Here is a 26,047-nt window from a genome sequence, read left to right as displayed (position 1 = left end):
GAACCTCGACCATCCGAAGATGGACGGGGTATCAACATATCTGGCGTTGATTTTTGGCACACTGTTGAGTTCTCAAGGAACGGACGCTTCCTTTGGGCCCTTCTCGGGGCCCTCCGGGCGCTTCCCTTCGGTGTTTCCAACACTACCAGGCTTTTCCGGCCCTCCTGACCACCACCCTGCGGTCGTCCCGGAGGACGTCCAGTGGTTTAGACCAGTTAGGATCTCGCCCTGACAGGCGCTGCCGGGGACCCCCGACACAGCGTCGCCTCGGGGTCCAACCGACTTACGAGAGTACAACTCCGCCGGCAGATGACGCAAATCGTTTCCGGTGCACACCTAGGTCCGTCAACTGGTAGATCACGGGCGGAACTAGGACTTCTCATGACCTACTCTTCAGAGCAGCGCGTCGTCCGGTACCAGCAGTGACGACGCCTGCCGAATCTCCGCCCCTGGGAGGCTCCATGACCACAGTGACGTCCCCTCTTGCCGGCCGGGCCATCGGTCTCGCGGCCGTGCCCGATCCGGTGTTCTCCGGTGCGATGGTCGGGCCCGGGACGGCCATCGATCCCGTGCGCGAACCGTCAGAGGCGGTCTCTCCGGTGGACGGCATCATCGTGTCCCTCCACCCGCACGCCTTCGTCGTCGTCGACGACGAGGGGCACGGTGTGCTGACGCACCTCGGTATCGACACGGTGCAGCTCAACGGCGAGGGCTTCGAGCTCCTCGTCAACAAGGGCGACACGGTGCGGCGCGGCCAGTCCGTGGTGCGCTGGGACCCGGCGGCCGTGGAGGCCGCGGGGAAGTCCGCCATCTGCCCGGTCGTGGCACTCGAGGCGACGCCCGACTCCCTGTCCGACGTCCGTGAGAACGGGGACGTGAAGGCCGGGGAAAGCCTCTTCGGCTGGCAGTGACCCGCCGACGTCGGTGACGGCGAGTCGGACATCCATCGCGGCGGCTGGACCGCCGCCCAATCGGAGACGGTGAAATGGAGACAACGCTGCGAGGCGTCGGCGTGAGCCACGGTGTGGCGATCGGCGAGGTGCGGCACATGGGCACGGCGGTTCTCGAGCCGCCGGCCAAGCAGATCCCTGCGCAGGACGCGGAGCGCGAGCAGGGGCGCGCCCGCCAGGCCGTCGAAGCGGTGGCCGCCGACCTGATCGCGCGGGGCAACCTGGCCGGTGGTGAGGCGCAGGCCGTGCTCGAGGCGCAGGCCATGATGGCGCAGGACCCGGAGCTCATGTCCGACGTCGACCGCCGGATCGCCGTCGGCAGCACCGCCGAGCGTGCGGTGTACGACGCGTTCGCGGCCTACCGGGCTCTGCTGGCGGGTGCCGGCGAGTACCTGGCCGGCCGGGTCGCGGATCTTGACGACGTGCGGAACCGGATCGTGGCGCGGCTGCTGGGCGTGCCGATGCCGGGTGTGCCGGACAGCGACGAGCCGTATGTACTGATCGCGCGCGATCTGGCGCCGGCGGACACCGCGCTGCTGGACCCGGCCCTGGTGCTCGGGTTCGTCACGGAGGAGGGCGGGCCCACGAGTCACAGCGCCATCCTGGCGCGGGCGCTCGGGGTGCCTGCCGTGGTCGCGCTGCCGGGGGCGGGTGAGCTCGCCGAGGGCACGCTGATCGCCGTCGACGGCAGCACCGGCGAGATCTTCGTGGAGCCGAGCGACGAGAAGCGGGCGCAGATGGAGCGTGCCGCCGCGGAGCGCAAGGCGGCGTTGTCCGCGTCCAGCGGGCCGGGGGCGACATCGGACGGGCACAAGGTGCCGTTGCTGGCCAATATCGGGGGACCCGCGGACGTTCCGGCGGCCGTGGACGCCGGGGCGGAGGGTGTGGGTCTGTTCCGTACCGAGTTCCTCTTCCTGGACGACAGCAAGCAGGCGCCGTCGGAGGAGAAGCAGGTCGAGGCGTACCGCAAGGTGCTCGAGGCGTTCCCCCAGGGCCGCGTGGTGGTGCGGGTGCTGGACGCCGGCGCGGACAAGCCGCTCGACTTCCTGACGCCGGCCGACGAGCCCAACCCCGCGCTGGGTGTGCGCGGGCTGCGTTCGCTGCTGGACCACCCGGAGGTGCTGCGGACGCAACTGTCGGCGTTGTCGAAGGCGGCGCTGGGGCTGCCCGTCTACCTCGAGGTCATGGCGCCGATGGTGGCGGACCGTACCGATGCCAAGGCGTTCGCGGACGCGTGCCGGCAGGCGGGGCTCCAGGCGAAGTTCGGGGCGATGGTGGAGATCCCGTCCGCCGCCTTGCGCGCGCGGTCGATCCTCCAGGAGGTCGAGTTCCTCTCCCTCGGCACGAACGACCTCGCGCAGTACACCTTCGCCGCCGACCGGCAGGTGGGTGCGGTGTCCCGGCTGCAGGATCCGTGGCAGCCGGCGCTGCTCGACCTGGTGGCGCTGTCCGCGGAGGCCGCCAAGGCCGAGGGCAAGAGCTGTGGTGTGTGCGGTGAGGCCGCCTCCGATCCGCTGCTGGCCTGTGTGCTCACCGGTCTCGGCGTGACGTCGCTGTCGATGGGCGCCGCGTCGATCCCGTATGTGCGGGCGACGTTGGCGAAGTACACGCTGGCGCAGTGCGAGCGCGCGGCCGCCGCGGCGCGTGCGTCGGACACCGCCGAGGAGGCCCGGACGGCCGCGCAGGCGGTTCTTTCCGGGGAGTAGGCACTCCCGGACGACGGTGCAGAAGGGGCTTCCCGCCGACGGCGGGAAGCCCCTTTCTCCGTCAGTGGTGGGTTGTTCGGCTCGTGTGTCAGTGGTGGTTGCCCGGGTCGTCCGTGGTGACGGGGAAGCCCGCGCAGTATTCGACGCCCGGTTCCGGGGACAGCGGGTCGCCGGTGGCCGCGTCGGTGCAGTAGGCGCTGAACACCTCTCCGGCGGTGAGCGGCTCCAGGCGCCCTTGGTGGAGGCGCCAGCCGTGGACACGGTCGGCGGTGTCCGGTGCGCTGGTGCGCAGGACCAGTCCGCCGGTGCTCTCGAGCGCGATGCCGGCTGCGAGGACGGTGACGAACTCGGCTCCCTCCTCCGCGTCGATCCGGGCGGAGGACGCTGTGCCGCCCTGGGCGTGGAGCACGGCGAGGAGCTGCTCGTCGGGGCCAGGGACGCTGCAGACGAGGTGGTGCTCCCCCGGCCCGGCCACTTCGAGGAGGCGCATCAGGATGCTCGACGCCCGGTCGAAGGCGGACCTGCCGATGTCCTGGCCGCAGTCGGCGCACATGCCGAGGTCGGCGAGGAGCAGGGTGGCGTACTCCCAGGTGGCCTGGCGGACGGTCTTGTTGATCAGCTGGGGCAGCAGGTTTCCCAGCGGCTGGCCGGTGTAGGGGACGTTCGCGCTGCGGCCCGCGAGCTCCGCGGTGAATCGGCTGCGGCCGGCGGGGGCGTCGGCGTCGATCCCGGCCTCCGCGCAGTACTCGGCGAACTCTTCGGGGTCGAAGAGGGCGACGGACGTGTGCAGTTGCTGGGCGGACAGAGTTTTCAGCAGTTGCTCGGCCTGCCTGAGGTAGGCCGTGTAGTCGTCGAAGGCGAAGGTGCGGTAGCGGCGCATCCGTGTGAAGTCCTGTTCGTCGGCGAGGATGCCGACCGTGCTCGGGACTTCCCGGCGCAGTGCGCGCCGCAGCGATGCGTTGGTGCCGGTCCGCTTGGACTGCTTGGTGTGCGCCATGCCGATTCCCCCAGTGCGCTGTCGATCATTCGTGACTCACGGTAGTGGGAATCACTGACAATCGGCTCCGGCAGCTGTGCGGGCCCGGCCCGGACCCGTCGTGCGGCGGGTCCGGGTCCGGGGTGCGGTCAGGGGTTAGTTGCGGTTGCGGGCGATGTCCTCGTAGAAGCCGAGGAGTCCGAGGTCGTCGACGGAGCCCGGGTTGACCGCCTTGGCGAGCGGGGTGCCCTGGAGGAGACGCTTGACCGGGACCTCGATGCGCTTGCCGGTGAGGGTGTGGGGGACGCCGGGGACCTCGATGATGTCGTCCGGTACATGGCGGGGGGAGAGGTTCTCGCGAATGGACTGCTTGATCCGGGCGCGGAGGGCGTCGTCGAGTGCGGCGCCTTCCGTGAGGTGGACGAAGAGCGGCATCCAGTAGCCGCCGTCCGGTTCCTCGAGGCCGATGACGAGGGACTCGCGGATCTCCGGGAGGCGTTCGACGACCTCGTAGATGTCGGCGGAGCCCATGCGGACGCCTTGGCGGTTGAGTGTGGAGTCGGAGCGGCCGTGGATGATCACGGAGCCGCGGTCGGTGATGGTGATCCAGTCTCCGTGCCGCCATACGCCCGGGTACATCTCGAAGTAGCTGTCGCGGTAGCGGCTGCCGTCGGGGTCGTTCCAGAAGCGGATGGGCATCGACGGCATCGGGTTGGTGACCACCAGTTCGCCGACCTCGTCGATGACCGGCTTGCCCTGCGGGTCCCAGGACTGGAGATCGGTGCCGAGGCAGGCGGCCTGGAGTTCGCCGATCTCGACCGGGAGGGTGGGGACGGCGCCGGCGAAGCAGCTGCACACGTCCGTTCCGCCACTGACGGAGGCGATCCACAGGTCGTCCGCCACCTCGTCGTGGAGCCAGCGGAAGCCGTCGGGCGGCAGTGGGGAGCCGGTGGTGGCGACGCACTTGACGCGGGAGAGGTCGAAGTCCCGTCCAGGGTGGACCTCGGCCTTGGCGCAGGCCATGACGTACGCGGCGGAGGTGCCGAACAGGGTGGCGCCGGTGCGTTCGGCGACGCGCCACTGGGCGCCGGTGTCGGGGTAGCCGGGGCTGCCGTCGTACAGGACCACGGTGGTGCCGGTGAGCAGGCCGGAGACGAGGAAGTTCCACATCATCCAGCCGGTGGAGGTGTACCAGAAGAAGCGGTCGTCAGGGCCGAGGTCGCAGTGCAGGCCGATCTGCTTGAAGTGCTCCAGCAGGATCCCGCCCTGCGACTGGACGATGGCCTTGGGGAGGCCGGTGGTGCCGGAGGAGTAGAGCACCCACAGAGGGTGGTCGAAGGGAACCGGTTCGAAGACCGGCTCGACGTCCTGCGAGGTCACCGCGGACCAGTCGAGGGCGCCTTCAGGGGCGTCGGTGCCGAGCAGCGGGATGTGGACGACCGCGCGCAGCGTGGGCAGTTCACGGCGGAGTTCGGCGACCGTCTGCGTGCGGTCGTGCTCCTTGCCGCCGTAGCGGTAGCCGTCGACGGTGAACAGGACGACGGGTTCGACCTGCTGGAAGCGGTCGAGGACGCTGCGGGCCCCGAAGTCGGGGGCGCAGGAGGTCCACACGGCACCGACGGCGGCGGTGGCGAGGAAGGCGGTGACCGCCTGCGGGATGTTGGGGAGGTAGCCGCTGACGCGGTCGCCGGGGCGTACGCCGAGGGCGCGAAGCTCCGCGGCGAGCGCTCCGACCTGGCGGCGGAGCTCGGACCAGCTGATGGGCGTCGGCTCATGTGTCTCGTCCACATGGAGCAGGGCGGGGTCATGTGCGCGAGCCGGGTCCTCGGCGGTGCGCAGGGCGTGCTCCGCGTAATTGAGGGTGGCGCCGGGGAACCACTGGGCGCCGGGCATCGAGCGGTCGGCGAGCACGCGGCCGTAGGGGGTGGAGAAGCGGATCTCGAACCACTCGGCGACCGCCTGCCAGAAAGTCTCCAGCTCGTCGACGGACCAGCGGTGCAGCGCCTGGTATCCCCCCTCGGCCGGAGCCCCGTGGCGCTCGGCCGCCCAGGCCTGGAAGCGGGTGATCCGGGCGGCGGCGATGCGGTCGGGATCGGGCTGCCAGAGAGGGGCATGGTTCGCTGCTGAGGTCATGGGGCGGCTCCCGGGCTGGCTCTACGCGGTGTATGCGTGCGCCGCGCACGGGCGGGGTGTGCGCGGACGCGGCTGACAGGACGATGCCATGTGATCGTCATTCGCACCAGGGCGGATCCCCCATGGTCGGCGTGGCGAATATGTGCTCCCACCATGGGTGAACGGCAGTTGAACAGCGCGTCGGAGCTCCCTGGCCGATGGCAGGGTGAACGGCATGGACGGTCGGGATCTGGTGCGCGCGGTGACAACTCTCGGTACGACACAGGGGCTGCGGGCGATGCGCTCGGCGTGGCGCCGGCACAGGGCCGATGCAGTGGGGCTGCCGGCCCGGGGTGCCGAGCGGGCCAGAGTGCCGGGGCCGGCGGAGGGGGCGGAGCCGCTGCCGGGCGGCGGGACGGTCCGGTTCGCCCGTTCCGAGCTGCACATCATGGTGACGGTGGGCGGGGCGGTGTTCCGTGGCTGGGACGGTGCGCGGCCGGAGCCGTCGTACGCGCTGGCCGGTGCTCCCCCGGAGCCGGATCCGCGGGCCGGGCTGGAGCCGGACAAGGACGGCGGCTGGCAGGTGGTGTCCGAGCGTCTGACGGTCGCCGTCTCACGGCACGGCGCGGTGGAGATCCGTACACCCGGCGGTGTGGTGCTGCGCCGGGACCTGCCGCCGCGCTGGTGGGAGCCGGTGGAAGGGGGCCCGGCACGCTGGGTGCAGCGCAGTGAGATCGCGGCGGACGCCCGGCTGTTCGGCCTCGGCGGCCGGGCGTCGGGGCCCCGGCTGCGTGACGGGTCGTACCGGCTGTGGAACACGGCGCCGCGGGCCGGATCCGGCCCTGGCGACGATCCGCTGCACATCACGATGCCGGTGCAGACCGTGGTGGCCGACGCCGGCTGCCATCTGGCCTTCCACGACAACACGTGGGACGGCCGCGTCATCGTGCGCGAGGGCCAGGAGGGCGCCGGTTCCGGGCACGACAGGCCCGGCACGGTCGAGGTCCGGATGGAAGGTGGGCCGCTGCGCAGCTGGGTGCTGGTAGGCACACCGGCGCGCGTCCTCGGCGGCTGGGCGCAGCTGACCGGCGCGCCGGCGCTGCCCCCGTCGTGGGCGCTGGGCCCGCAGCATGTCCGTCCGGCCGTGGGCGAGGAGGACGTGCGCCGCACGGTCGACGCCCATCGGGAGCGCGGGCTGCCGCTGTCCGCCGTCCATGTCGGCGGCGGCGTCCATGGTGCGCAGTCCGGGCCGGCGGCGGACCTCGAGGGTTTTCCCCGGCTGTCCGTCCTGGCGAAGGATCTCCGTGAGGACGGGGTGCGGTTGGTGCGTGCGATGGGTCCGGCGGTGAGCGCCGGGCCCGAGGACGTGCTGTACGGGCAGGGCTCGGCCGCGGGGCTGTTCGTCCGGGAGGCGGGCGGCGCGGAGGTGCGGGGAACGGCCGGCCGGGGCGACTGCGTGTTCCCGGATTTCACGGATCCGCGGGTGCGTGAGTGGTGGGGAGAGCTGTCCGGGCGGGTGTCCGCGGAGGGCTTCGCCGGTGTGTGGCTGGACGGGAACGAGCCGGTGTCCTGTACGGCGTTCGCCGGTGCGACGCTCCCCCGTTCGTCACGACACGTGCTGGAGGGCCGCGGCGGCGACCACCGGGAGGCCCACAACGTCTACGGGCTGGCCATGGCGCGGGCCGCGTACGAGGGGATGCGCGGGGCGCTTCCCGACGAGCGGCCGTTTCTTGTCTCCCGGTCCGGCTGGGTGGGCATGCAGAGGTACGGGGGTGCCTGGGCGGGGGATGTGACGACGGGCTGGCCGGGGCTGCGTGCCGCGCTGTCGCTGGTGATGGGCCTCGGGCTCTGTGGCGTCCCGTACGCGGGCCCGGACGTGGAGGACGGCGAGGGGCTGTCCGCCGAGCTGTACCTGCGCCGGCTCCAACTGTCGGCGTATCTGCCGTTGTTGCGGGTCCGGGACTCCGCGGCGCCCTGGGTGTACGGGCCGGAGGTGACGGCGCAGGCGAGGGCCGTACTGGTGGAGCGGGAGCGGCTCGCGCCGTACTTCATGACACTGGCGCACCTGGCGCGGCTGACGGGGGCGCCGTTCGTGCGTCCCCTGTGGTGGCGTTCTGCCGGGGACCGGGCGCTGCGGGACTGCGAGGACGCGTTCCTGCTGGGCGATTCGCTGCTGGTGGCGCCGGTCCTGGAGCCCGGGGCGGACCGGCGGGCCGTGCGGCTCCCGCGCGGACGGTGGTACGACACGGACTCGGGCCGGCCGTACGAGGGTCCCGGGCAGGTGCTGGTGGACGCGCCGCTGTCGCGCATCCCGGTGCTCGCGCGGGCGGGGGCGGTGCTTCCGGTGCTCGACGACGACGGCGGCGCCCGGGACGGTGGCACGGAGGACGGCGGTACGCGGGCGGGCCGGGTCGGGCTGGAGGTGTGGGCGCCGGCCGCGGGCCGCAGGGGCGGCGGGCTGGTGGTACGGGACGCCGGCGACGGGTGGGCGGAGCCGGAGATCGAGCGGTACACGTCCCGGCTGGCGGACGGGCGTGTAGTGGTGGAACGGGCCACGGACGAGGGGCAGTCCGCTGTGGAGGGGCCGGTGCGGGTACGGGGGCTCGAGTGAGACGTGCGCGGCCTCAGTGGTCGTAGGCGCCGGCGAACCAGTTGCGTGCCGCGACGGTGTGCAGCGGGAAGGCCAAGGGCTCCGGGGCGTGCAGGAGCCGCCGCTCGCCGGTCTCGTCGCTGGGGACGAACGGCGGCAGAGCGGCCGCCGGGCGTTCCGGCAGCAGCCCGAACACGAGCAGGTGGCCGGCCGGGGAGCTGAGGACGTCGGCGAGCCGCACCTCGTGCTCCGGGGCCTTGATACCGGTCTCCTCCCACAGTTCGCGGACCACGGCATGTCGCCAGTCCTCGCCGTGATCGATGAAACCGCCGGGCAGGGCGGTGCCGCCACGGGCGGGCTCGATGGTGCGCGTGATGACGACGAGGCCGGTGCCGTGGGCGGGGTCGTGCACGGGCTGAAGGGCGACGGCGACGGGCAGCGGATTGCGGTAGGAGGTCGTGCCGCAGGCCGGGCAGGTGCGCGGCCAGCCGGCGTCCGCGCCGTAGGGCGCTCCGCAATGGCCGCAGTGGGAGTCCTTGGACACGCGCGGACTGTATCCGATCACCCTTTCCGCGAAGAGCGGTTACTGGTAAACGGTGGGCCATGACTCGACTTGGTTCAGCTGTCCGTGTTCTGATCGCCGCGGCCGCGGCTCTGCTCTGCGTCTCCTCGGTGGCGCCCGCCGCGCAGGCCGCTCCGGAGCCGAAGGCACCACGGGAGTTCGTGGCGCTGCGCACCGTGGCGCCGACCATCATCCAGGAGATGCGCTACACGACGGAGCACAACTTCGTGGGCGAGCCGGTGGACGGTTACCGGCAGCCGGTGTGCATCCTCACGCGCCCGGCGGCCGAGGCCCTGCGCAGGGCGCAGTCCCAGCTGCTGCGTCAGGGGTACTCGCTGAAGGTGTACGACTGCTACCGCCCGCAACGCGCCGTCGACCACTTCGTGCGGTGGGCCAAGGACCTCGAGGACGAGGCGATGAAGGAGGAGTTCTATCCGCAGGTCGACAAGTCGCGACTGTTCGCGGACGGTTACATCGCGGAGAAGTCCGGCCACAGCCGGGGCAGCACGGTGGACCTGACGATCGTGAAGCTGCCGGCGGCGCCCACCCGTCCGTACGTCCCCGGTGAGGCGCTCGTGCCGTGCTACGCCCCGAAGGGCGACCGTTTCCCGGACAACTCCGTCGACATGGGGACCGGCTACGACTGCTTCGACACGCTGTCGCACACCGACGACCCGCGGGTCACCGGCGAACAGCGCGCCAACCGCGACCTGCTGCGGGGCACGCTGGCGGCCGTCGGGTTCGTCAACCTGCCCGAGGAGTGGTGGCACTTCACGTACAAGCCGGAGCCGTTCCCCGGCACGTACTTCGACTTCCCCGTCGCCGTGCGTTCGGTGGCGGGTCGCCGGGTGGGCTGACGCGGAGCGCCGTGGCGGCTACGGTGCGGGAATGGCGCAGCAGCAGACGTTCGAGTCGTACGAGGAGTTCTGGCCCTACTACGTCGCGATGCACTCACGGGCGGTGACCCGCTGGGTGCATCTGACGGGCACACTGACCGGGCTCGCGGTCAGTGTGTACGGCCTTGCGCGGGGTCGGAAGCGGTATCTGGCCGCCCTGCCGCTCATCGGGTACGGGACGGCATGGCCGGCCCACTTCCTCATCGAGAAGAACAACCCGGCGACGTTCGGGCATCCCGCGTGGTCGCTCCGCGGCGACGTGCAGATGATCCGGATGATGCTGTCGGGCAGGGACGGGGAACTGGCCGAGATCGCGGCCAAGTGGCTGGCGGAGAACCGCTGACGGCCCGGTCCGCCGCGGCACACCACTGACGGGACGGGACGGGACGCCCGCACCGTGAACCGACCCGGCAGGTGCGCGGCACGACCGGGGGCCGGCGGGTCCCGCGCGCGTGCCGGGATCACCGCGAACCAGGGGCTCTTCTGTCATGGTTCCGCGGTCGTGGGCGTCCCCCGAGCGGTCCGGAGAACCTTGACGTTCCTGGCGGCTGTGTCCAGCACCGGCCGTGAACTGCGCATGCTGTCCGCGACCTTGACGGCCCATCACGGCAGGTGAAAACTGCCTGTTCGTCGGCAGCCCCCGAAGGCCGCCGCACACGCTCACCACGCTCGTCACGGACGCCGGGCGTGGCAGGGACCCGCCCTGCCCTCGGCTCCGCAGCCATGGAATCCATGGGAACGCACATGGAGCGCGAACCCTGCACCAAGGGCCGGGGCCGGTGTCCCGGGTGAGGGCCAAGGAGCCGCCATGAGCAACTCGGACATATTTCTCGGTGAGGTCATCGGAACCGCGATACTCATCCTCTTCGGCGCGGGCGTCTGCGCCGCCGTCACACTGCACCACTCGAAGGCCAGGGCGGCCGGCTGGGTCGTCATCGCCTTCGGCTGGGGCTTCGGCGTGCTGGCCGGCGCGTACACCGCCGCACCGCTGTCGGGCGGCCACCTCAACCCGGCCGTGACCGTGGGACTCGCCGTCGACACCGGGGAATGGGGCAAGGTACCGCTCTACATCCTGGCGCAGATGGTGGGGGCTGTCCTCGGCGCCGTACTCGCCTACCTGGTCTACTTCGCACAGTTCCAGGCCAACGCGAACATCGCCGACGCCCAGCCGACGCTGGGGATCTTCGCGACCGGTCCGGAGATCCGCAAGCCGTGGGCGAACGTCCTCACCGAGGTCATCGCCACGATCGGACTCGTGCTCCCGCTCCTCGCGTTCGGGCGGAACGACGGCATCGGCATCGGGCAGATCCCCGGGGAGGACGCCGGGATCTACGGCTCGGGCATCTCCATCCTGCTGGTGTCGCTGCTGGTCGTCGGCATCGGCCTCTCGCTCGGCGGCCCGACCGGCTACGCCATCAACCCGGCCCGCGACCTGGGCCCGCGCATCGTGCACGCCGTGCTGCCGATCCCCAACAAGGGGACCTCCGACTGGGGTTACGCCTGGGTGCCGGTGGCCGGACCGATCATCGGCGGGCTACTGGCCGGAGTCATCTTCAACGCAGCCTTCTAGGCCATTGGGCCCTGCGCCTCCGGCATTCCCGCCGGCCGGCCCGGGGCCGATCCGAAGCCGATCCGACAAGGGGACGCCATGACGGACAGGTTCGTCGCCGCCATCGATCAGGGCACCACGTCCAGCCGCTGCATCATCTTCAACCAGGACGGCGCCATCGTCGCCGTCGACCAGCGCGAACACCGCCAGATCTTCCCCAAGCCGGGCTGGGTGGAGCACGACGCCACCGAGATCTGGTCGAAGGTGCAGGCCGTCGTCGCCGGGGCGGTCGCCAAGGCCGGCCTGCGGGCCGACCAGCTCAGCGCCCTCGGCATCACCAACCAGCGCGAGACGACCCTCATGTGGGAGCGGGCCACCGGAAAGCCCGTGCACAACGCCATCGTCTGGCAGGACACCCGCACCGCCGCGCTCTGTCACGAACTGGGCGGCGCCGACGGGCAGGACCGCTTCCGCGACACCACCGGCCTGCCGCTCGCCAGCTACTTCTCCGGCCCCAAGGCCGCCTGGCTGCTGGACAACGTGCCAGGGCTGCGCGCACGGGCCGAGCGGGGCGAGATCGCCTTCGGCACCATCGACTCCTGGCTGATCTGGAACCTCACCGGCGGCACGGACGGCGGTGTGCACGTCACCGACGTCACCAACGCGTCCCGGACGATGCTGATGGACCTGCGGACCCTCCAGTGGGACGAGGAGATCCTCGCCGCGATGAACGTACCCAGGGCGGTGCTGCCCGAGATCCGGTCCTCCTCCGAGGTGTACGGGACGGCCGTCGGACAGCTCGCGGGCGTCCCGGTGGCCTCCGCGCTCGGCGACCAGCAGGCCGCGATCTTCGGCCAGGCCTGCTACGACACCGGAACGGCCAAGAACACCTACGGCACCGGCAGTTTCCTGCTCCTCAACACCGGCAACCGGCCCGTCCCGTCGAAGAGCGGGCTGATCACCACGCTCGGCTACAAGATCGGCGACGAGTCACCCGTCTACTGCCTGGAGGGCTCCATCGCCATCACCGGCGCCCTCGTGCAATGGTTCCGCGACCAGCTCGGCATCATCCGCTCGGCGGGCGAGATCGAGACCCTCGCCGCGAGCGTGGAGGACAACGGCGGCGCGTACATCGTGCCGGCCTTCTCCGGCCTCTACGCGCCCTACTGGCGTGCCGACGCGCGCGGCGTCGTCACCGGCCTGACCAGGTATGTGACGAAGGCCCACTTGGCCCGGGCGGTACTGGAGGCGACCAGCTGGCAGACGCGGGAGGTGGTCGACGCGATGTACCAGGACTCCGGCGTGCAGATCACCACGCTCAAGGTCGACGGGGGCATGACCGCCAACAACCTGCTGATGCAGCATCAGGCGGACGTGCTGGGCGTGCCGGTGATCCGGCCGAAGGTGTCGGAGACGACCTGCCTGGGCGCGGCCTACGCGGCCGGGCTCGCGACCGGTGTCTGGGCGGACCTGGACGAGCTCAAGACCCACTGGCAGCGCGATGTCGAGTGGTCACCGCGGATGGAGGCCGAGGTCCGCGAGCGCGAGTACCACAACTGGCGCAAGGCGGTGGAGAGGAGCTTCGGCTGGGAGGAGGACGCCGGCGGCAGCTAGGGGTTTGCCCGGTGGGTCCGATCGCCCAGGTCCCGACGACCTGGTGGCCCTCAGGACCTGGGCGGCGAAGAGCTCACGGCCCGTACCCCGGTCGGTGGGGGTACGGGCCGTGTTCGCCTCGGGTGCCTGCGAGAGCAGGGGCCCGGCCCCAAGCGGCTGCGAAGGCAGGGGCCGTGTCCGTACCAGGTGCCTGCGAGGTACGGGACCGGCCTCAGGTCCCGGCGGTCGCGGCGTGTTCGCGGACCTGGTCGGCACGGGTCAGTGCGTGCTCGACGACGGCGACGAGGATGTCCTTGACCGATTCCCGGGAGCGCGCGTCGCCCATCAGCAGCGGCACCTCGGGGTCGAGGTCGAGGGCCGCCCGGACGGACTCCTCCGGGAAGCGGTTCGCCCCCTCGAAGCAGTTGACGGCGACCGCGAACGGGATGCCCCTGCGTTCGAAGTAGTCGACGCCCGCGAAGCAGTCCTCCAGGCGGCGGGTGTCCGCGAGGACGACCGCTCCGAGCGCGCCCTGCGCCAACTCGTCCCACAGGAACCAGAACCGGTCCTGCCCGGGGGTGCCGAACAGATAGAGGACCAGGTCCTCGCGGAGCGTGATCCGCCCGAAGTCCATGGCGACCGTGGTGGTCGTCTTGCCCTCGACGCCGGCGATGTCGTCCACCGGCCGCCCGGCCTCGGTGAGCGTCTCCTCGGTGCGCAGCGGTTTGATCTCGCTGACCGCGCCCACCAGGGTGGTCTTGCCGACGCCGAAGCCGCCTGCCACCAGGATCTTCAGCGTCACCGGCTCGATCGGCGCCTTGCGGCGGCTAGAGCGCCCGAAGACCATTGATCACCTCGCGGAGAATGTTCACGTCCGGCAGTTCGGCCGGCGGAACGGGACGGGTTACGTGTACGAGCGCGTCGTCGACGAGGTCGCCGACGAGAACACGGACCACGCCGACGGGCAGGTCGAGACCGGCGGCCAGTTCGGCGATGGACTGGGGGGTACTGCCACAGCGTTCGACGATCTCGACGTGTTCCGGCGAGAGGGTCTGGTCACGGCCCGGATCGTCGGCCGCGGCCTCCGGCACGACCAGGGCGATCAGGTCGAGCCGGTGGCGGCCGGCATGGCTGGTGCGGCCGCGGGTCATCGCGTACGGACGCACCACCGGGCCGGCGTCGGCGTCGATCCAGTGGTGCGACCTGCGGCCGTGCCGCAGCGATTCACTCATGGCCTCACCCTCCGGCGGCCTGACCGGTCCGTGGCGCGGTGACGAGGTGCGCTCCGACGCGCTTGACCATCAGCGTCATCTCGTACGCCACCTGCCCCACGTCGGAGTCGGCGTCCGCGAGGACGGCCAGGCAACTGCCGTCGCCCGCGGCGGTGACGAAGAGGAACGCCTCGTCGAGCTCGACGACGGTCTGGCGGACCTGACCCGCGTCGAAGTGGCGGCCGACTCCCTTGGCCAGGCTGTGGAAGCCGGACGCGACGGCGGCGAGATGCTCGCTGTCCTCACGGGTGAGTTCCCGGGAGGTACCGGTGGCAAGGCCGTCGCTGGAGAGCACCAGGGCCTTGCGGATACTGGCGACGCGGTCCACCAGCTCGTCGAGGAGCCAGTTGAGGCCACCCGGGCGCTGGGACCCGAACCGGTCCCCTGTGGCGTCGGTTGCTGCGGCGTGCGGTGCGGTCATCGACCGTCCCCCTCCGATGTCGATCCTGGTGCGGTCCGGCCGTCGCCGACGGCCGGGTCGGTGCCTTGTTCTGCCGCGGCTTCCTCGGCGTTGCGGCGGCGGCCGCGCTGCCAGCCGCGCTGCATGGAGGCCATGCGGTTACGGACCTCGTCCGCGTCACGCTCCGGTTCGCCCGCCGCCGGGGAGGCGGCGCCCTGCTCTGCGGCAGCGGCTGCCGAGGCACGGAGCTGGGGTGCGAGGCTGGCCTGCCGTACGCGGCGGGGCAGGCCGTCCAGCAGTGGAGCGGCGGGCGCGGGGCCTTCCTCGGGCTGCCGCACAGGCCACGGTCGTGCCCCGTCACCGGACGGCGGCACGGGGGTGGGACCGGAGGTGGGCCCGGACCTGCCCCGGTCGCGGCGGTCGGACATGCGCGGTGTGGGGGCTGCCGAGAGCGGCGGCCTCGCGAACGGGGTCGGCTCCACGGCCCGCCCGGACTCCGGGGCCGGATGGCCGCGACCGTCCGCGCCTCGCTCGTCGACCCTGCGGCCGTGGTCGGCGACGAGCGTCGGGGGCCTGCGCCTCGGGAGGGGCACCGGGCCGGCACGGTGCTCCTGTGACTGCTCGGGAGCCTGCTGGTGCTGCTCGCCCGTCACCTCGCCGCGGCGGCGCGGGCGGAAGATGCCACCCCGCTCGCTCTCGCTGTCCTCGATGTCGGCGAGGCGGCCGGGGTCCGCCGGCATGGACCGGTCGTCGCCGAGGAGCGAGCGGTCGCGCTCGTCGAGGCCCAGCGCGCCGATCGGGGCCTCCAGCTCGACGGGGCCGTCCAGGACGGCGGCAGCCCCGATGCCGCTGGGCCGCTTCGACAGCGCCGGCTGCCTGCCGTCGCCGCGCCTGCCTGCGGCGCTCTCGCTCTTGCGGTCGAGCCGGAACCCGGTGCCCTGGGTCTCCGGCGCCTCTGTCAGCAGGGCCGCCGGTATGAAGACCACGGCGGTCGTGCCGCCGTACGGGGACTGCTGGAGCGACACCCGCACGTTCTGGCGCTGGGCGAGGCGGCTGACGACGAACAGGCCGAGCCGGTCGGTGTCGGAGAGCTCGAACTCGGGTGTCTCCGCGAGCCGCAGGTTGGCCTCGAGGAGGGCGTCGGCCGCCATGCCGAGACCGCGGTCGTGGATCTCGAGGGTGAAGCCGTTGGCGACCCGCTCGCCGAGGACCTGGACGCCGGTGTGCGGCGGCGAGAACACCGTGGCGTTCTCGAGGAGTTCGGCTATGAGGTGGGTGAGGTCGGCGACGGCGGGACCGCCGACGCCGATCCGCGGCAGCCTGCGCACCTCGATGCGCTCGTAGTCCTCGACCTCCGCGACCGCGGCACGCACGACGTCCATCAGCTGGATGGGCTTGCGCCACTGCCGTGAGGGCGCCGCACCCGAGAGGATCACCAGACCCTCCGCGTGGCGCCGCATACGGGTGGTGAGGTGGTCGAGCCGGAAGAGGTCGGCCAGTTCCTCGGTGTCCTCCGTGCGTCGCTCCATGGTGTCGAGGAGCGACAGCTGACGGTGGAGCAGGACCTGGTTGCGGCGGGCGAGGTTGACGAACACCTCGGAGACACCGCGCCGCATGTCCGCCTGGCGCACCGCTGCCTCGACGGCTGCCCGCTGGAGGGTGTTGAGGGCCTGCCCGGCCTGGCCGATCTCGTCCTTCTCGTACTCGAGCCGCGGTGCCTCCGTCTCGACGTCGACGTGCTCTCCGGCAGCGAGGCGGCGCATGACGCTCGGCAGCCGCACACCGGACACCTCGTGGGCCTCCTTGCGCAGCCGGGACAGGTCGCGGACCAGGTCGCGGCCGATGCGGACGGACACGATGACGGAGACGAGCAGGGCGAGGAAGCCGAGCACGCCCGCCACGCCCGCCTTGACGAGGACGCCGTACGCGGCGGGTTCGACCCGGTCCTGGTAGCGGGCGCGGGCGTCGGCGGCCTCGCGGTCAAGGTTGTCGAGGACCGGGGTGGCGGCCTGCTGCCAGCGCTCGGCCTCCGACGGCGGGAGCCCGTCGGCGGGCCCGGCGGCGATGATGCGTTCCTCCGCGCCGCGCAGGGGCGCCGTCTCGGGGCTGCGCCAGTACTGCTGGAACGTGCCCCGGTCACGGGCGGGCAGCATCTCGAGGTTGGTCTCGTAGTAGACCTGCCGGTGCGCGGCGTGGTCGGTGAGTTCGCGGATCTCGCGGGCGGTCGTCTTCCGGGTCGTCAGCGCGGAGGCGATCAGGGCGTCCTCGCGGGAGAGCATCTCGCGGGCCCGTGAGAGGCCGACCAGCGCGCGGCCCTGACGTTCGAGTTCGACGTCGTCGAGGGCGTGCAGCGTCAGCAGGAACCCGTGCGAGGGATCGATAAGGCCGTTGTAGAACTCCAGCGCCTGTGCGCGGGTCACGGTGTTCGTGTCGACGGACCGGCGCAGGGCGTCGAGCCCGTCGAACGCGTCGATCAGAGAGGTCAGCCGGCGCGACGCGTCGGAGGTCAGGTCGTCGCGGACCGAGGACGACTGCGCGTTGCGGCGCACGGCGGCGACGGCGCTGTCGGTGGCCGACCGGCGGGAGTTCATGGTCTGTTGCGCGCCGGAGGCACGCCGGTCCGCGAGGTAGACGAGCGTCTGCCGGCGTTCCTTCTGGATGACGTCGATGGTGTCCTCGACGGGCTTGCCGACCTGCTCCGCGACGGAACTCGCCGCCAGCAACTGGCTCGCCTCCCGACCGGTCAGGACGGTGGCGAAGCTCCACAGGGCCGTCAGCGACAGCAGCGGGACGAGCAGCAGCGCCACGATCTTCCGGCGGATGGACTTCCCGCGAAAGCGCATGGCCTCCCCCTGCTCGACCCGCACATGCGGGTGGTGTTCCGTCAGCAAACGGCGTGAGCCTACTACTGCCGCACAGGCATCTCGAAGACATGTCCGGACGGTTTTCGGCCTTCGTCACTCCGTCTGATCATGGGATGTCCTGGTATTCGTGGAGATGGCATTACCGCGAGTACCGGACGACGGCGTCGGCACGTCGTTTTCGGGAGCCGGGCAGATGGCTGGATCTCTTCGCTCTGCGGGAATCATCGCGGCTGGTCGTACGTCATTCCCTGCGGGGGCACCGGGGGTTCGCACTCGCCACGCACACGGATCCGGCCTTTGTCGGCGGCGGAATCCGGTTCCGGAGCGCTTGAAGCGCGCTTCGGGGCTCTTGAAGCGCACTGCGGTGCGCCGCGGTTGCGCCGCGGTTGTGCGGGCAACCGGAGTAGGACGGCAGAATCCGGGCAGCCACCGTTAAGTCGGACAGAGGTGGGGAGTGACACGATCCATGGACACGGACGAGCGTCGTGAGGCGACGCCGACGGCGGACGACCTGTATGTGCCGCGGCAGCTCTGGGTGGAAGAGCCGGCGACCAGAAGGCGTATGGCCGAGCCTGTCCGCAGAGCCGCGGTCCGCGCGGTGATCATCGTGTCGCTGACGATGATTCAGGCGGTGACGGCCTTGCTCTTCACACTCTCCGGGGCGTGGCTGGCCTTCCCGTTGGTGCTGAGCACCGTGGCCGGCACGGTGGTCGCCACATGGGCGGTGCTCGACGTGTGGGTGACCCGCCAGGTGTGGAACCAGCGCAACGGCGTGGTGTCGGTCCCCAGCAGCACCGCGCGCCAGTTGCGTCGCGACCGCCGCCGGGCCCGCCGGGCCGCGCGCGCCGCCGCGCGGGGGGCGTCCCGCATACGGCAACGGGCCGGCGGAAGGCTCTCCCAGGCGTAGCGCCGGCACGCCCTGCGGCACCGGACGGCCTCGGTACGCCGTGGGGCACAAGGCGTCCTCGGTACGCCGTGCGGCACCAGGCGTAGCGCCTGTACCGCCGCACGGCGCGGGGGCGGTCGCCCGACGTCAGGCGGGCCGAGGGCCGTGCCGGCGTGGCGGGCCCGCTACGGCCGGCCCTGCGCGGCCGCGTCCGGGGAGCGGGTCGCCGACTGCTCCCCCGTCGCCTGCTCGGGCAGCGGCGCGCGCTTGAACATACGGGTCGCGGTGATCTCCCCGTGTACCGTCGCGCCGGCCGGGTCCACCTGCGGCAGACCGGGGCGCAGATGCTCCTCGACGCTGATGTACTTCAGACCCGCCCTCAGGTCCGCGTCGTTGCGCAGCCGGATCACCAGCGGGAACTCCGCCAGCGCCGTCGTGTCGAACAGCCCGGTGGTGTAGAGGAGTTGCACACCCAGCGCATCGGAGACCGCGCGCTGGAGCTCCAGCAGATAGGTCGCGTTCGCCCGGCCGATGGGATTGTCGAGGAAGAGCGTCCCGGCGTGCCGGTGCTTGTCCCTGCCCCGGTCGTTGCTGCGCAGCGCGGCCATCGTGCAGTACAGGGCGATGGCCGCGGTCAGCAGCTGGCCGCCGGAGAAGACGTCGCCCATCTGCCCGACCGGCACCCGCTCGGCGCGCAGCACCGCGTCCGGCTTGAGGATCTCCACGGCCACGCCCCGCGGTTCGAGGGCGGCCTGCACTCCGCGCAGCAGCAGCGACATCCCGTCCCTGCGCAGGTCGGAGTTCTTCTTGACCGCCGCGCGGGTCGCCTCGTCGATGACCTCGCCGAGCCGCTCGGCCAACGTCGCCTGGTCCGGCTCCTCGAAGCGGATCCGCAGGAACTCCTGTCCCGACCACTCGCCGAGCCCTTCCGGCAGGCGGGAGAGCCGCTGGGCCGAGCGGAGCGTCGCGAGCGCGGACTCCACGAGGCCGCGCAGCCGGTCGACGATGGTGTCGCGGTTGCGTTCGAGCTGCTCCAGCTCGTCGGTGAGCACGCGCAGCCTGGGGGCGAAGGCCTCGGCCCACTTGGCCGCGTGCTCGGGCAGCGCGGCGGCGGGCAGTTCGCGGATCTGCTGCCGGGCCGGGGTGCGCACCTGCTCGTAGCGGGTGGAGTTGGCGTGCCGTACGAGTACGTCGCTCGCCTCCCGTACCGCAGCCTCCGCGGTGGACAGGTCGGTGGCGCATCCGCGCAGCGAGCGGCGTGCCTCGGCGGCAAAGTGGCGGGCCTCTTCCAGGGTGCCGGGGTACGGCTCCGGGCTCTGCCCCGGCTCGTCGTCCTGGTGGTGGTCGCGCAGCAGGTCCCGGAGCAGCGCGGCCGTCTCGTCGAAGCCGCCCGCCGCGTCTTCCGCGGCCCGGTGGGCGTGGAGAAGTCCGGCGTGGGCGGTGCGGGCCGTCTCCAGCGTGTCGTTGCAGGCGGCCAGCCCCGCGGTGGCTGTGCGCAGGAGGGTCTGGGCGTGTTCGGCGTCGGCGGGGACGAGGTCGTCGGGCAGCTCGGTGTGCGACTCGCCGTCGACCGGGGCGAGCCGCTCCGCCTCGCCGCGCAGCCGGCCCAGCTTCTCGCTGGCCTCGGAGGCACGGGTCTCCAACATCTGCACCAGGGACTCCGCGCGGACGACTGCCGCCTGGCGGGAGGGCCCGTCGGCGCCGTCCGTGCCCTCGAGAAGCTGGGCCGCGCGGGTGCGGACCTTGTTGGTGAGCCGGTCGAGTTCGGCGAGGGCGGCGCTCTCGTCGCTCTCGGCGCGGGCCTGTTCGGCGCGCAGGTCCGCGCCGACGCCGACCTTCTCGTAGAGCTGGGAGGCCGCGCGGTACGCCTCGCGCAGCGCGGGCAGCGAGGGGCGCGGGGTCCGGTCGTCCTGCTCCGGCAGGCTTTCGGGCGCTCCGGCGATCTCGGCACGCTCTGCCCGCAGCGCGCGGGCGGTGCGCCGTGCGTCGTCCGCCGCGCGCTGGGCGGCCCTGCGGTCCTCGTCGGCGGCCTTCGCCCGCTCCAGGCAGGTCGCGGCGCGGGCCTCCGACTCGGCGGCCTCGTCGGCCAGTTCGCGGAGCCTCACCTGCCAGCCGGCCCGTTCGCGGAGCCGGAAGGCGAGGCCGGCGAGGGCGTCCGCGACCCGGCGGGCACGCTGGGCCGCTTCCTGCCGCTCGTCGCGTACGCGGGCGGCGTCGGCCGCCACCTCGTCCGCCTCGGCACGGGCGGTGCGGGCCTCTTCCAGTGTCTTTTGCGCTTCGCGTGCGGTCTCGCGGGCCGTACGGGCGCCTTCGGCGAGCTCTGCGAGCATTCCGGGCGGGCAGTCCGCCCGCCATGCGCCGATCCGGGCCGCGAGCGACCGGTCGGCGGCGAGGCGTGCGGCGAGGACGCGGATCTCCTCGTCCCGCGCGGCCGCCCTGGCGCGCAGCGCGTGACGCTCCTCGTCGGCGGCGTGCTCGTCGTGCATCGCCGGGTTCGGCGGCACGAGGAAGACGCCCTCGTCCCCGCCGGTGTCCCCCTGCGGCACGGGGGCGAGCAGTGCTGCGGCGGTCCCGACAGCCACGGCGGACCGCGGCAACAGGGCCGCCCCGGCGAGGACTTCGCGTGCGCGGGTGTGGGAGGCCGGGTCCGTGATCACGACACCGTCGACCAGTTCCGGTCGCGCCGCCAGCACGGCGGCGTGGTCGGCGGGGTCGACGGACTGGGCGAGGTAGCGCCAGCCGGGCAGGGCGGGGATGCCGTGCTCGCCCAGGTATTCGACGGTGGCGAGGACGTCGGGGCCGGGCGGCAGCAGGCCGCCGTCGCCGAGGGCGCCGAGGATGCGGGCGTCGTCGGCTGCGGCGGTACGCAGGTCGAACAGCTGCCGTTCCGCGGAGGAGACGGACTGCTCGAGCAGTTCGCGCAGCTCGTCGGCGAATCCGTCGAACTCCTCGACGGTGAGGGGCCCTTCGCCGGTGCGGCGGGGGCCGCGGCGGCCGCCGGAGGCCTGGCCGGAGCGGCTGCCCGCAGGGGCGTCGGCGGCCCCGTCGGCCGAGCGGGGGGCGTGACCGGTGTCCGGTGCGTCCGTCGCGGGGCTCTGCCCGTCGGCCGCCGCGGTGCGCGGGGAGGGGACCGGAACGGGAAGCGCGGGGGCGAGGCTCAGCAGGTCCGCGAGGCGTTCGTCCGCCGCGATGGATTCCGCGGAGCGGCGCTCCGCTTCGTAGGCGTGCTCGGCGCCGCGTTCGGCGTCCGCGGCGCGGGCCGCGGCCAGTTCCGCGCGGGACTCCGCGGCGGCTGCCTCCTTCGCCCGGTCCGCCGTCGAGCGGGCCGCCTCACGGGCCTCGTCCCATGCGGCGACGGCGGTCTTCTCCGCGTCGCTCGCCGCCAGGGCGGCACGAGCCGGATCGGCGTCGGGAGCGGTGTCGTCGAGCCATCCGGCCCGAACCGCCTCGGCGGTCTCCTGCTCGACCTCGCTCAGCCGCTGGCGCAGGTGGCCGATCTCGCTGCGGGCGCGCTGCGCCTCGGTCGCGGCGACGGTGGCGTCGCGGTGGGCGGCCTCGCCCGTCTCCTGGAGTGCGCGGGAACGCTCCTCCTCCTCGTTGGCGACGCGTTCGCCGTCCTCCGCGGCGGTGTGCAGGGCGCGCACCAGGTCGCCGGCTGCCTTGGCCCGGGCGGCGAGCGCGGGGGCGGCGTCGCGTTCGGCCTCGCGGATCGCGACGGCGACACGGGCGGACCGGTCGGCGGCGGCCCGGTGGCGCAGCACCGCCTCCGCGGCGAGCCATGCGGAGTGCAGCGTGCGTGCGTCGATCAGCTCACGGCGCTGGGCCGCGGCGCCCTTCTCCGCGGCGGCGAGTGCCAGTGAGGCGTGCCGGTAGGCCAGTTCGGCGGCGACGAGGGAGCTGCGGTCGCGTTCCTGCTCGGCGCCGGTGACCGTGTGCGCGGCGGCGGTGACCTGCTGGGCGAGGTCCGCGGCGCGGGAGCGCTCGTCCGCGGCGCGGGCGGAGAGGCGGCGTGCCAGGGTGCGGGTGCGGCGCTCCGCGCCGGTGTGGACGTCCCGGGCCCTGGTCCTGGCCTCCGCCGCGTCGACGATCCGGCCGAGGAGGTCGACGGAGCCCGCGGTGAAGTCCCGTTCCGCGGTGAGCTCCGCCCGGCGGCCCAGCTTGTTGCCGAACGAGCTGACGAGGTCGGCGAGGCCGTCCGTGTCACGGGTGTCGGTGACGGCGCGCAGCAGCAGGTCGGTGAAGTCGGAGTCCTTCTTCACCGCGAACAGGCCGGCCGCCTCGCCCTCGTCGGCGTTCATCTCCCGCTGGTAGCGGAACAGTTCGGGGTCGAGGCCGAGGTCGCCCAGGTGCTCGTTCCAGCGGTCGTGGATCTCTTCCCAGCACACGTCGAGATGCGGATACGCCTTGCCCGCCTCGGTGATCGCGTCCCGGAAGCCCTTCATGGTGCGGCGGCGGCCCTGGGCGCCGGAGACTCCCTCGACGGGCGGGCGGACGGCGGTGGACTCGGCCACCGGGAGGGAGTCGAGGCCGAGGCCGGGGCCCGGCCGGAAGGAGTACCAGGCTTCGGCGAACTTGCGGGGGTCGTTGGACACCTGGCGGCCGCGCCATTCGCTGACCTTCCCGACGACGACCAGTTCACCGGTGAGCGTGTGCTGCCATTCGAGCGCGACGTGTCCGCAGTCGTCCGCGAGCAGGAACTTGCGCAGCACGCCCGAGCTGGCGCCGCCCAGGGTGTTGCGGTGGCCCGGCAGCATCACGGAGAAGATCAGCTTCAGCAGGACGGACTTGCCCCCGCCGTTCTCGAGGAAGAGCACACCCGCGGGCGCGGGCCGGCGCGGCGGGCCGACCGGCTCCTCCTCGAAGAACTCCGCCTGCGTGGGGGCGGGATCGGGCACGGGCTCGCCGACTCCGCGCAGGTCGAGCACGGTGTCGGCGTAGCGCGCACCGGCGGGACCGATGGAGTAGAGGCGGACCCGGGACAACTCGTACATGGCGGCGGACTCTCAGTCGTCTAACAGTTGCGCGGGCGGTTACGCGTGGAAGGGCAGGCCGGCGTCGGCGGCCAGGTCGAGGTCGTCGCCGTCGGGCGGCGCCACGAGCGTGGCGGAGCCGTCGCCGACCGGGACGACGCCCAGCTCCAGCAGCTCGGCCATCGCGGCGCTGCCCGCCATGTCGCGGACCTGCAACTGGTAGCGGGCGGTGGTGCGGTACGCGCCGCCGGCGTCGTCGCCGGTCCGCTGAAGGAAGCCGGAGTCGGTGAGGAAGGCGACGGCCTTGCCGACGATGCCGGTGGTCGAGCCCGCGAGGCGGCGGGCGTCCTTGGTGGCACCGGTGGCGCTGCGGCGCGCGTAGACCCGCCAGGCCGCCTCCAGGCCGGGGGCGTCGCTCGCCGGGTCGGTGTTGTCGCCCTGCTCGTCGGCGCGCTCCTCGAGACGCCGGCAGGCCTGACGTACGAAGGCGTCGACGCCGTTGACGGTGATCCGGCCGATGTACCCGTCGTCGGCGAGGTCCTCGGGGCGCGGGAAGGCCATGGCGGCGACGGCGAGATGGGCCAGGCCGTGCAGGAAGCGGTCGGCGGACTCGGCGGAGGCCCGGCGGGCGTAGTCGCCCATGCGGACGGCGAACACCGAGTCCTCGCCCGCGGTGACGGCCATGCCGGCCCGGGGCGACACCTCGAGCACGACCAGGCCGAGGCCGGTGGCGACCGCGTCGGCGAGGCGGGCGAAGGCGGGGTCCTCGCGGTAGCGGCGCAGCAGTTCGGCGTACTCGGCGTCGCGGGCCGGCAGCAGTTTGGGCTGGAGGCCGAAGGAGACGAGCCGCGCGGCGTCTGCCGCGTCGGCGGGCGTGACGCCGCCGGCGCCGGGCGCGGTGGTGGACATCGGGCCGGAGGGGGGTCCCTGCGGGGCGGCCTGGTCGCTCCACGCGGCGGGGGGCTCGGCGTGGTGGTCGCTCACGGGGCTCCTCGGTGTGGGGTGGTCGGGGCGGAGGTGGGGGCCGGGGACGGCGGTGCGGCGGCGGGACGGCCGGTGCGGCGGGAGGTCATGTCGCCTCCGCGCGCGCCGCCGCCATGCCCACCGCGTCGAGCAGGGCCGTGCCGACGATGAGGTCGGCGCCGCCGAACTCCGGGTCGTCGAGCTCGGTGCCGTCGTCGACGGCGAACAGCAGTCGTTGCTCGCCCTGGCGGTACGCGGTGCCGACCGGCGGGCTCGCCGCATGGACGGCCAGCAGCGCGACCAGGTAGGGCAGCTCAGGGTCCCTGCGGCGGGCCTCAGCGAGCAGCCCGGAGAGGCGGCGCGGCGCGTCGTGCTCGAGGTCGAGCAGTTCCATGGCGCTCGCGAGCTGCTCCTCGCTGAAGCGGCTGTCGTCGGGGGTGGCGATGAGGTCCGGTTCCGGCATCTCCGCGCCGAGGTGTTCGCGTTCCGCCGGCGGGGTCAGCAGCAGGTCGACCAGATCGCCGACCCGTACGGAGGACGGTGTGCGCAGCCCGGTGCCGCTCGCGAAGAACGCGTCGGTGACGCGGATCGCCGACTCCACGGGCAGCGGCAGCAGCGGGGCCAGCAGCTGGCCGTACAGGTCGAGGCCGCTGTTGGCGGCGGGCCGGGCGAAGGCCTGCCGGTCCTGCTCGGCGCGGAACAGCGGTCCGGCCTCCAGCAGCCGGGACTGGAGCTGGGTGTGCCGCCGGATGCAGTCCTTGACTATGTCCACGAGCTCGGCGGCGCGCCGCTTGTGCTCGGCCGTCTTCGGATCGGCGCCGGTCTCGGCCTCGTCACGGGCCTTGCGGATGTTGGTGAGGATCGCGTTCTCGTGGCGGTAGCGGTCGGCGACGTGGTCGAGCGCCTCGGCGATCATGTCGGGGACCGTCCGGAGCCAGTCGACGGCGCGGACGTTGCGCCGGGTGGCCTCGAGGGTGCGGCGCAGCGTCTCGCTGTACTGCACGGTCCGGTAGCGGGCCTGCTCGGCGGCGAGTTGCGCGTCGGCGAGGCGGCCGCGGTTGATGAGCACCTCGAGCTTCACCTCGGCGGCGATCTGCGCGCTGGTGACATCGGTGTCGAGTGCGCCGACCAGCACGTTGACCGCTTCGTCGGTGGTGCGCAGATAGACGGTGCCGTCGCTGCCTGGGACTTCCTCGATGAGCTTGAAGTCGTAGTCACGGCGGGTGTAGACGCCGTCCGGGCCGAAGGTGCCGTACACGGCGCGGAAGCCGCGGTCCACGCTGCCCACGTTGATCAGGTTCTCCAGCACCCAGCGGGCCACGCGCTCGTGCTCCGCGGCCGGCCGCCCCGGGGCCTGGGCGGCGACGCGCGGGAGGAGGCGCGCGACTATCTGGTCGTGGTCGGCGCCGGTGTCGAAGTCCATGTTGAGCGTGACGAGGTCGATGGCCGCGAGGGCGACCTCCGCCATGGCGTAGACCGAGTACTCGCCCGCGAGGTTCGCCTTGCGCACGTCCAGGTCGTGCAGGGGCGCGGTGCACGCGAGCGCGCGGAGCCGCCGCGCGAGCCCTTCGTCGGCGGCCGGGCCCTGCGCGGGGCGCGGCCCCGCGCTGAGCTGGGGCGGAGCGAGGTCCGTCGAGGCAGGCGAAGTCACGGAGCACAGATTAGGTCCTCGCACCGACAACGGTCGAAACGGCGCAGAGCGCCCTTCGGCACCGAGCGCCCGGGACGGCCGTGCCACCGGAGCCGTCCTGGGTCGCCG

The 26,047-nt window shown here is 72.7% G+C and carries 18 protein-coding genes; 8 read left to right on the top strand and 10 right to left on the bottom strand.

Translation table 11 applies throughout. The annotated features are described in order from the left end of the window. The first annotated feature begins 461 nt into the window (after window positions 1-461). Both ACIPJI_RS35485 and ptsP read left to right on the top strand, forming a co-directional pair. Complete coding sequence (locus ACIPJI_RS35485) at window positions 462-911, top strand: PTS glucose transporter subunit IIA (RefSeq protein WP_159693978.1); 450 nt, start codon at window positions 462-464, stop codon at window positions 909-911. 74 nt (window positions 912-985) lie between these two features. Continuing rightward, window positions 986-2,656 carry a phosphoenolpyruvate--protein phosphotransferase gene (ptsP, locus tag ACIPJI_RS35480; protein ID WP_356625247.1) on the top strand — a complete coding sequence of 557 codons (1,671 nt, stop codon included), beginning with the start codon at window positions 986-988 and terminating at the stop codon, window positions 2,654-2,656. Between the two features lie 88 nt (window positions 2,657-2,744). On the opposite strand, the gene ACIPJI_RS35475 is transcribed toward ptsP, so the two are convergent. Further along, complete coding sequence (locus ACIPJI_RS35475; protein ID WP_402251047.1) at window positions 2,745-3,653, bottom strand: hypothetical protein; 909 nt, start codon at window positions 3,651-3,653, stop codon at window positions 2,745-2,747. Window positions 3,654-3,788: 135 nt separating this feature from the next. Beyond that, window positions 3,789-5,765 carry an acetoacetate--CoA ligase gene (locus tag ACIPJI_RS35470; RefSeq protein WP_402251045.1) on the bottom strand — a complete coding sequence of 659 codons (1,977 nt, stop codon included), beginning with the start codon at window positions 5,763-5,765 and terminating at the stop codon, window positions 3,789-3,791. Window positions 5,766-5,979: 214 nt separating this feature from the next. On the opposite strand from ACIPJI_RS35470, the gene ACIPJI_RS35465 reads away from it, so the two are divergent. Next, window positions 5,980-8,355 carry a glycoside hydrolase family 31 protein gene (locus tag ACIPJI_RS35465; RefSeq protein ID WP_402251043.1) on the top strand — a complete coding sequence of 792 codons (2,376 nt, stop codon included), beginning with the start codon at window positions 5,980-5,982 and terminating at the stop codon, window positions 8,353-8,355. A 13-nt stretch (window positions 8,356-8,368) separates the two neighbouring features. On the opposite strand, the gene ACIPJI_RS35460 is transcribed toward ACIPJI_RS35465, so the two are convergent. Beyond that, window positions 8,369-8,878, bottom strand: coding sequence for an NUDIX domain-containing protein (locus ACIPJI_RS35460; RefSeq protein WP_356625253.1), 510 nt, complete (start codon window positions 8,876-8,878; stop codon window positions 8,369-8,371). A gap of 59 nt (window positions 8,879-8,937) precedes the next feature. On the opposite strand from ACIPJI_RS35460, the gene ACIPJI_RS35455 reads away from it, so the two are divergent. The 4 genes from ACIPJI_RS35455 (at window position 8,938) to glpK (ending at window position 12,955) form a co-directional block, all read left to right on the top strand. Beyond that, window positions 8,938-9,753, top strand: coding sequence for a M15 family metallopeptidase (locus ACIPJI_RS35455; RefSeq protein WP_402251041.1), 816 nt, complete (start codon window positions 8,938-8,940; stop codon window positions 9,751-9,753). Window positions 9,754-9,784: 31 nt separating this feature from the next. Further along, complete coding sequence (locus ACIPJI_RS35450) at window positions 9,785-10,135, top strand: Mpo1-like protein (RefSeq protein ID WP_402251039.1); 351 nt, start codon at window positions 9,785-9,787, stop codon at window positions 10,133-10,135. A gap of 465 nt (window positions 10,136-10,600) precedes the next feature. Continuing rightward, entirely contained in the window at window positions 10,601-11,362 is a 762-nt protein-coding gene (locus ACIPJI_RS35445) for an MIP/aquaporin family protein (protein WP_307705331.1), read from the top strand. 78 nt (window positions 11,363-11,440) lie between these two features. After that, complete coding sequence (gene glpK / locus ACIPJI_RS35440; RefSeq protein WP_356625255.1) at window positions 11,441-12,955, top strand: glycerol kinase GlpK; 1,515 nt, start codon at window positions 11,441-11,443, stop codon at window positions 12,953-12,955. 211 nt (window positions 12,956-13,166) lie between these two features. Here glpK and ACIPJI_RS35435 read toward each other — a convergent pair whose 3' ends face one another. Genes ACIPJI_RS35435 through ACIPJI_RS35420 form a run of 4 tightly spaced genes read right to left on the bottom strand, consistent with a single transcriptional unit; the run spans window position 13,167 to window position 17,448 of the window. Then, the gene (locus tag ACIPJI_RS35435) at window positions 13,167-13,781 is read right to left on the bottom strand and encodes an ATP/GTP-binding protein (protein ID WP_005320097.1); all 615 of its coding nucleotides are present in this window, start codon (window positions 13,779-13,781) and stop codon (window positions 13,167-13,169) included. Beyond that, complete coding sequence (locus tag ACIPJI_RS35430; RefSeq protein ID WP_356625258.1) at window positions 13,762-14,166, bottom strand: DUF742 domain-containing protein; 405 nt, start codon at window positions 14,164-14,166, stop codon at window positions 13,762-13,764. The genes ACIPJI_RS35435 and ACIPJI_RS35430 overlap by 20 nt, the downstream gene beginning before the upstream one ends. Window positions 14,167-14,170: 4 nt before the next feature. Beyond that, a complete protein-coding gene (locus ACIPJI_RS35425) occupies window positions 14,171-14,626 on the bottom strand; it encodes a roadblock/LC7 domain-containing protein (protein ID WP_307705336.1) in 456 nt (151 codons plus the stop codon). Continuing rightward, window positions 14,623-17,448 carry a nitrate- and nitrite sensing domain-containing protein gene (locus tag ACIPJI_RS35420; RefSeq protein ID WP_402251048.1) on the bottom strand — a complete coding sequence of 942 codons (2,826 nt, stop codon included), beginning with the start codon at window positions 17,446-17,448 and terminating at the stop codon, window positions 14,623-14,625. Before ACIPJI_RS35420 ends, ACIPJI_RS35425 begins: the two co-directional genes overlap by 4 nt. A gap of 487 nt (window positions 17,449-17,935) precedes the next feature. Here ACIPJI_RS35420 and ACIPJI_RS35415 point away from each other — a divergent pair, with 487 nt between their 5' ends. Continuing rightward, the gene (locus ACIPJI_RS35415; RefSeq protein ID WP_356625259.1) at window positions 17,936-18,376 is read left to right on the top strand and encodes a hypothetical protein; all 441 of its coding nucleotides are present in this window, start codon (window positions 17,936-17,938) and stop codon (window positions 18,374-18,376) included. Between the two features lie 164 nt (window positions 18,377-18,540). On the opposite strand, the gene ACIPJI_RS35410 is transcribed toward ACIPJI_RS35415, so the two are convergent. The 3 genes from ACIPJI_RS35410 to ACIPJI_RS35400 all read right to left on the bottom strand — a co-directional run bounded on the left by ACIPJI_RS35410 (window position 18,541) and on the right by ACIPJI_RS35400 (window position 25,939). Next, complete coding sequence (locus ACIPJI_RS35410) at window positions 18,541-23,346, bottom strand: hypothetical protein (protein WP_402251036.1); 4,806 nt, start codon at window positions 23,344-23,346, stop codon at window positions 18,541-18,543. Window positions 23,347-23,385: 39 nt separating this feature from the next. Then, complete coding sequence (locus ACIPJI_RS35405; protein ID WP_356625262.1) at window positions 23,386-24,309, bottom strand: hypothetical protein; 924 nt, start codon at window positions 24,307-24,309, stop codon at window positions 23,386-23,388. An 85-nt stretch (window positions 24,310-24,394) separates the two neighbouring features. Continuing rightward, a complete protein-coding gene (locus ACIPJI_RS35400; protein WP_402251034.1) occupies window positions 24,395-25,939 on the bottom strand; it encodes a hypothetical protein in 1,545 nt (514 codons plus the stop codon). Between the last annotated feature and the right edge of the window lie 108 nt (window positions 25,940-26,047).

Source organism: Streptomyces sp. NPDC086835 (assembly GCF_044745705.1).
In the GTDB taxonomy this organism is placed as follows: Bacteria; Actinomycetota; Actinomycetes; order Streptomycetales; family Streptomycetaceae; genus Streptomyces.
Note: the sequence above shows the minus strand (reverse complement) of the source record. Positions and strands in the feature narration are given on the sequence as shown.

What these genes read in the sequence shown, in the direction of transcription:
- ACIPJI_RS35455 (WP_402251041.1), top strand. Translation starts at nt 8,938, where the DNA reads ATGACTCGACTTGGTTCAGCTGTCCGTGTTCTGATCGCCGCGGCCGCG.
- ACIPJI_RS35410 (WP_402251036.1), bottom strand. Translation starts at nt 23,346, where the DNA reads ATGTACGAGTTGTCCCGGGTCCGCCTCTACTCCATCGGTCCCGCCGGT.
- ACIPJI_RS35465 (WP_402251043.1), top strand. Translation starts at nt 5,980, where the DNA reads ATGGACGGTCGGGATCTGGTGCGCGCGGTGACAACTCTCGGTACGACA.
- ACIPJI_RS35450 (WP_402251039.1), top strand. Translation starts at nt 9,785, where the DNA reads ATGGCGCAGCAGCAGACGTTCGAGTCGTACGAGGAGTTCTGGCCCTAC.
- ACIPJI_RS35415 (WP_356625259.1), top strand. Translation starts at nt 17,936, where the DNA reads ATGGACACGGACGAGCGTCGTGAGGCGACGCCGACGGCGGACGACCTG.
- ACIPJI_RS35470 (WP_402251045.1), bottom strand. Translation starts at nt 5,765, where the DNA reads ATGACCTCAGCAGCGAACCATGCCCCTCTCTGGCAGCCCGATCCCGAC.
- glpK (WP_356625255.1), top strand. Translation starts at nt 11,441, where the DNA reads ATGACGGACAGGTTCGTCGCCGCCATCGATCAGGGCACCACGTCCAGC.
- ACIPJI_RS35420 (WP_402251048.1), bottom strand. Translation starts at nt 17,448, where the DNA reads ATGCGCTTTCGCGGGAAGTCCATCCGCCGGAAGATCGTGGCGCTGCTG.
- ACIPJI_RS35435 (WP_005320097.1), bottom strand. Translation starts at nt 13,781, where the DNA reads ATGGTCTTCGGGCGCTCTAGCCGCCGCAAGGCGCCGATCGAGCCGGTG.
- ACIPJI_RS35430 (WP_356625258.1), bottom strand. Translation starts at nt 14,166, where the DNA reads ATGAGTGAATCGCTGCGGCACGGCCGCAGGTCGCACCACTGGATCGAC.
- ptsP (WP_356625247.1), top strand. Translation starts at nt 986, where the DNA reads ATGGAGACAACGCTGCGAGGCGTCGGCGTGAGCCACGGTGTGGCGATC.
- ACIPJI_RS35445 (WP_307705331.1), top strand. Translation starts at nt 10,601, where the DNA reads ATGAGCAACTCGGACATATTTCTCGGTGAGGTCATCGGAACCGCGATA.
- ACIPJI_RS35475 (WP_402251047.1), bottom strand. Translation starts at nt 3,653, where the DNA reads ATGGCGCACACCAAGCAGTCCAAGCGGACCGGCACCAACGCATCGCTG.
- ACIPJI_RS35425 (WP_307705336.1), bottom strand. Translation starts at nt 14,626, where the DNA reads ATGACCGCACCGCACGCCGCAGCAACCGACGCCACAGGGGACCGGTTC.
- ACIPJI_RS35485 (WP_159693978.1), top strand. Translation starts at nt 462, where the DNA reads ATGACCACAGTGACGTCCCCTCTTGCCGGCCGGGCCATCGGTCTCGCG.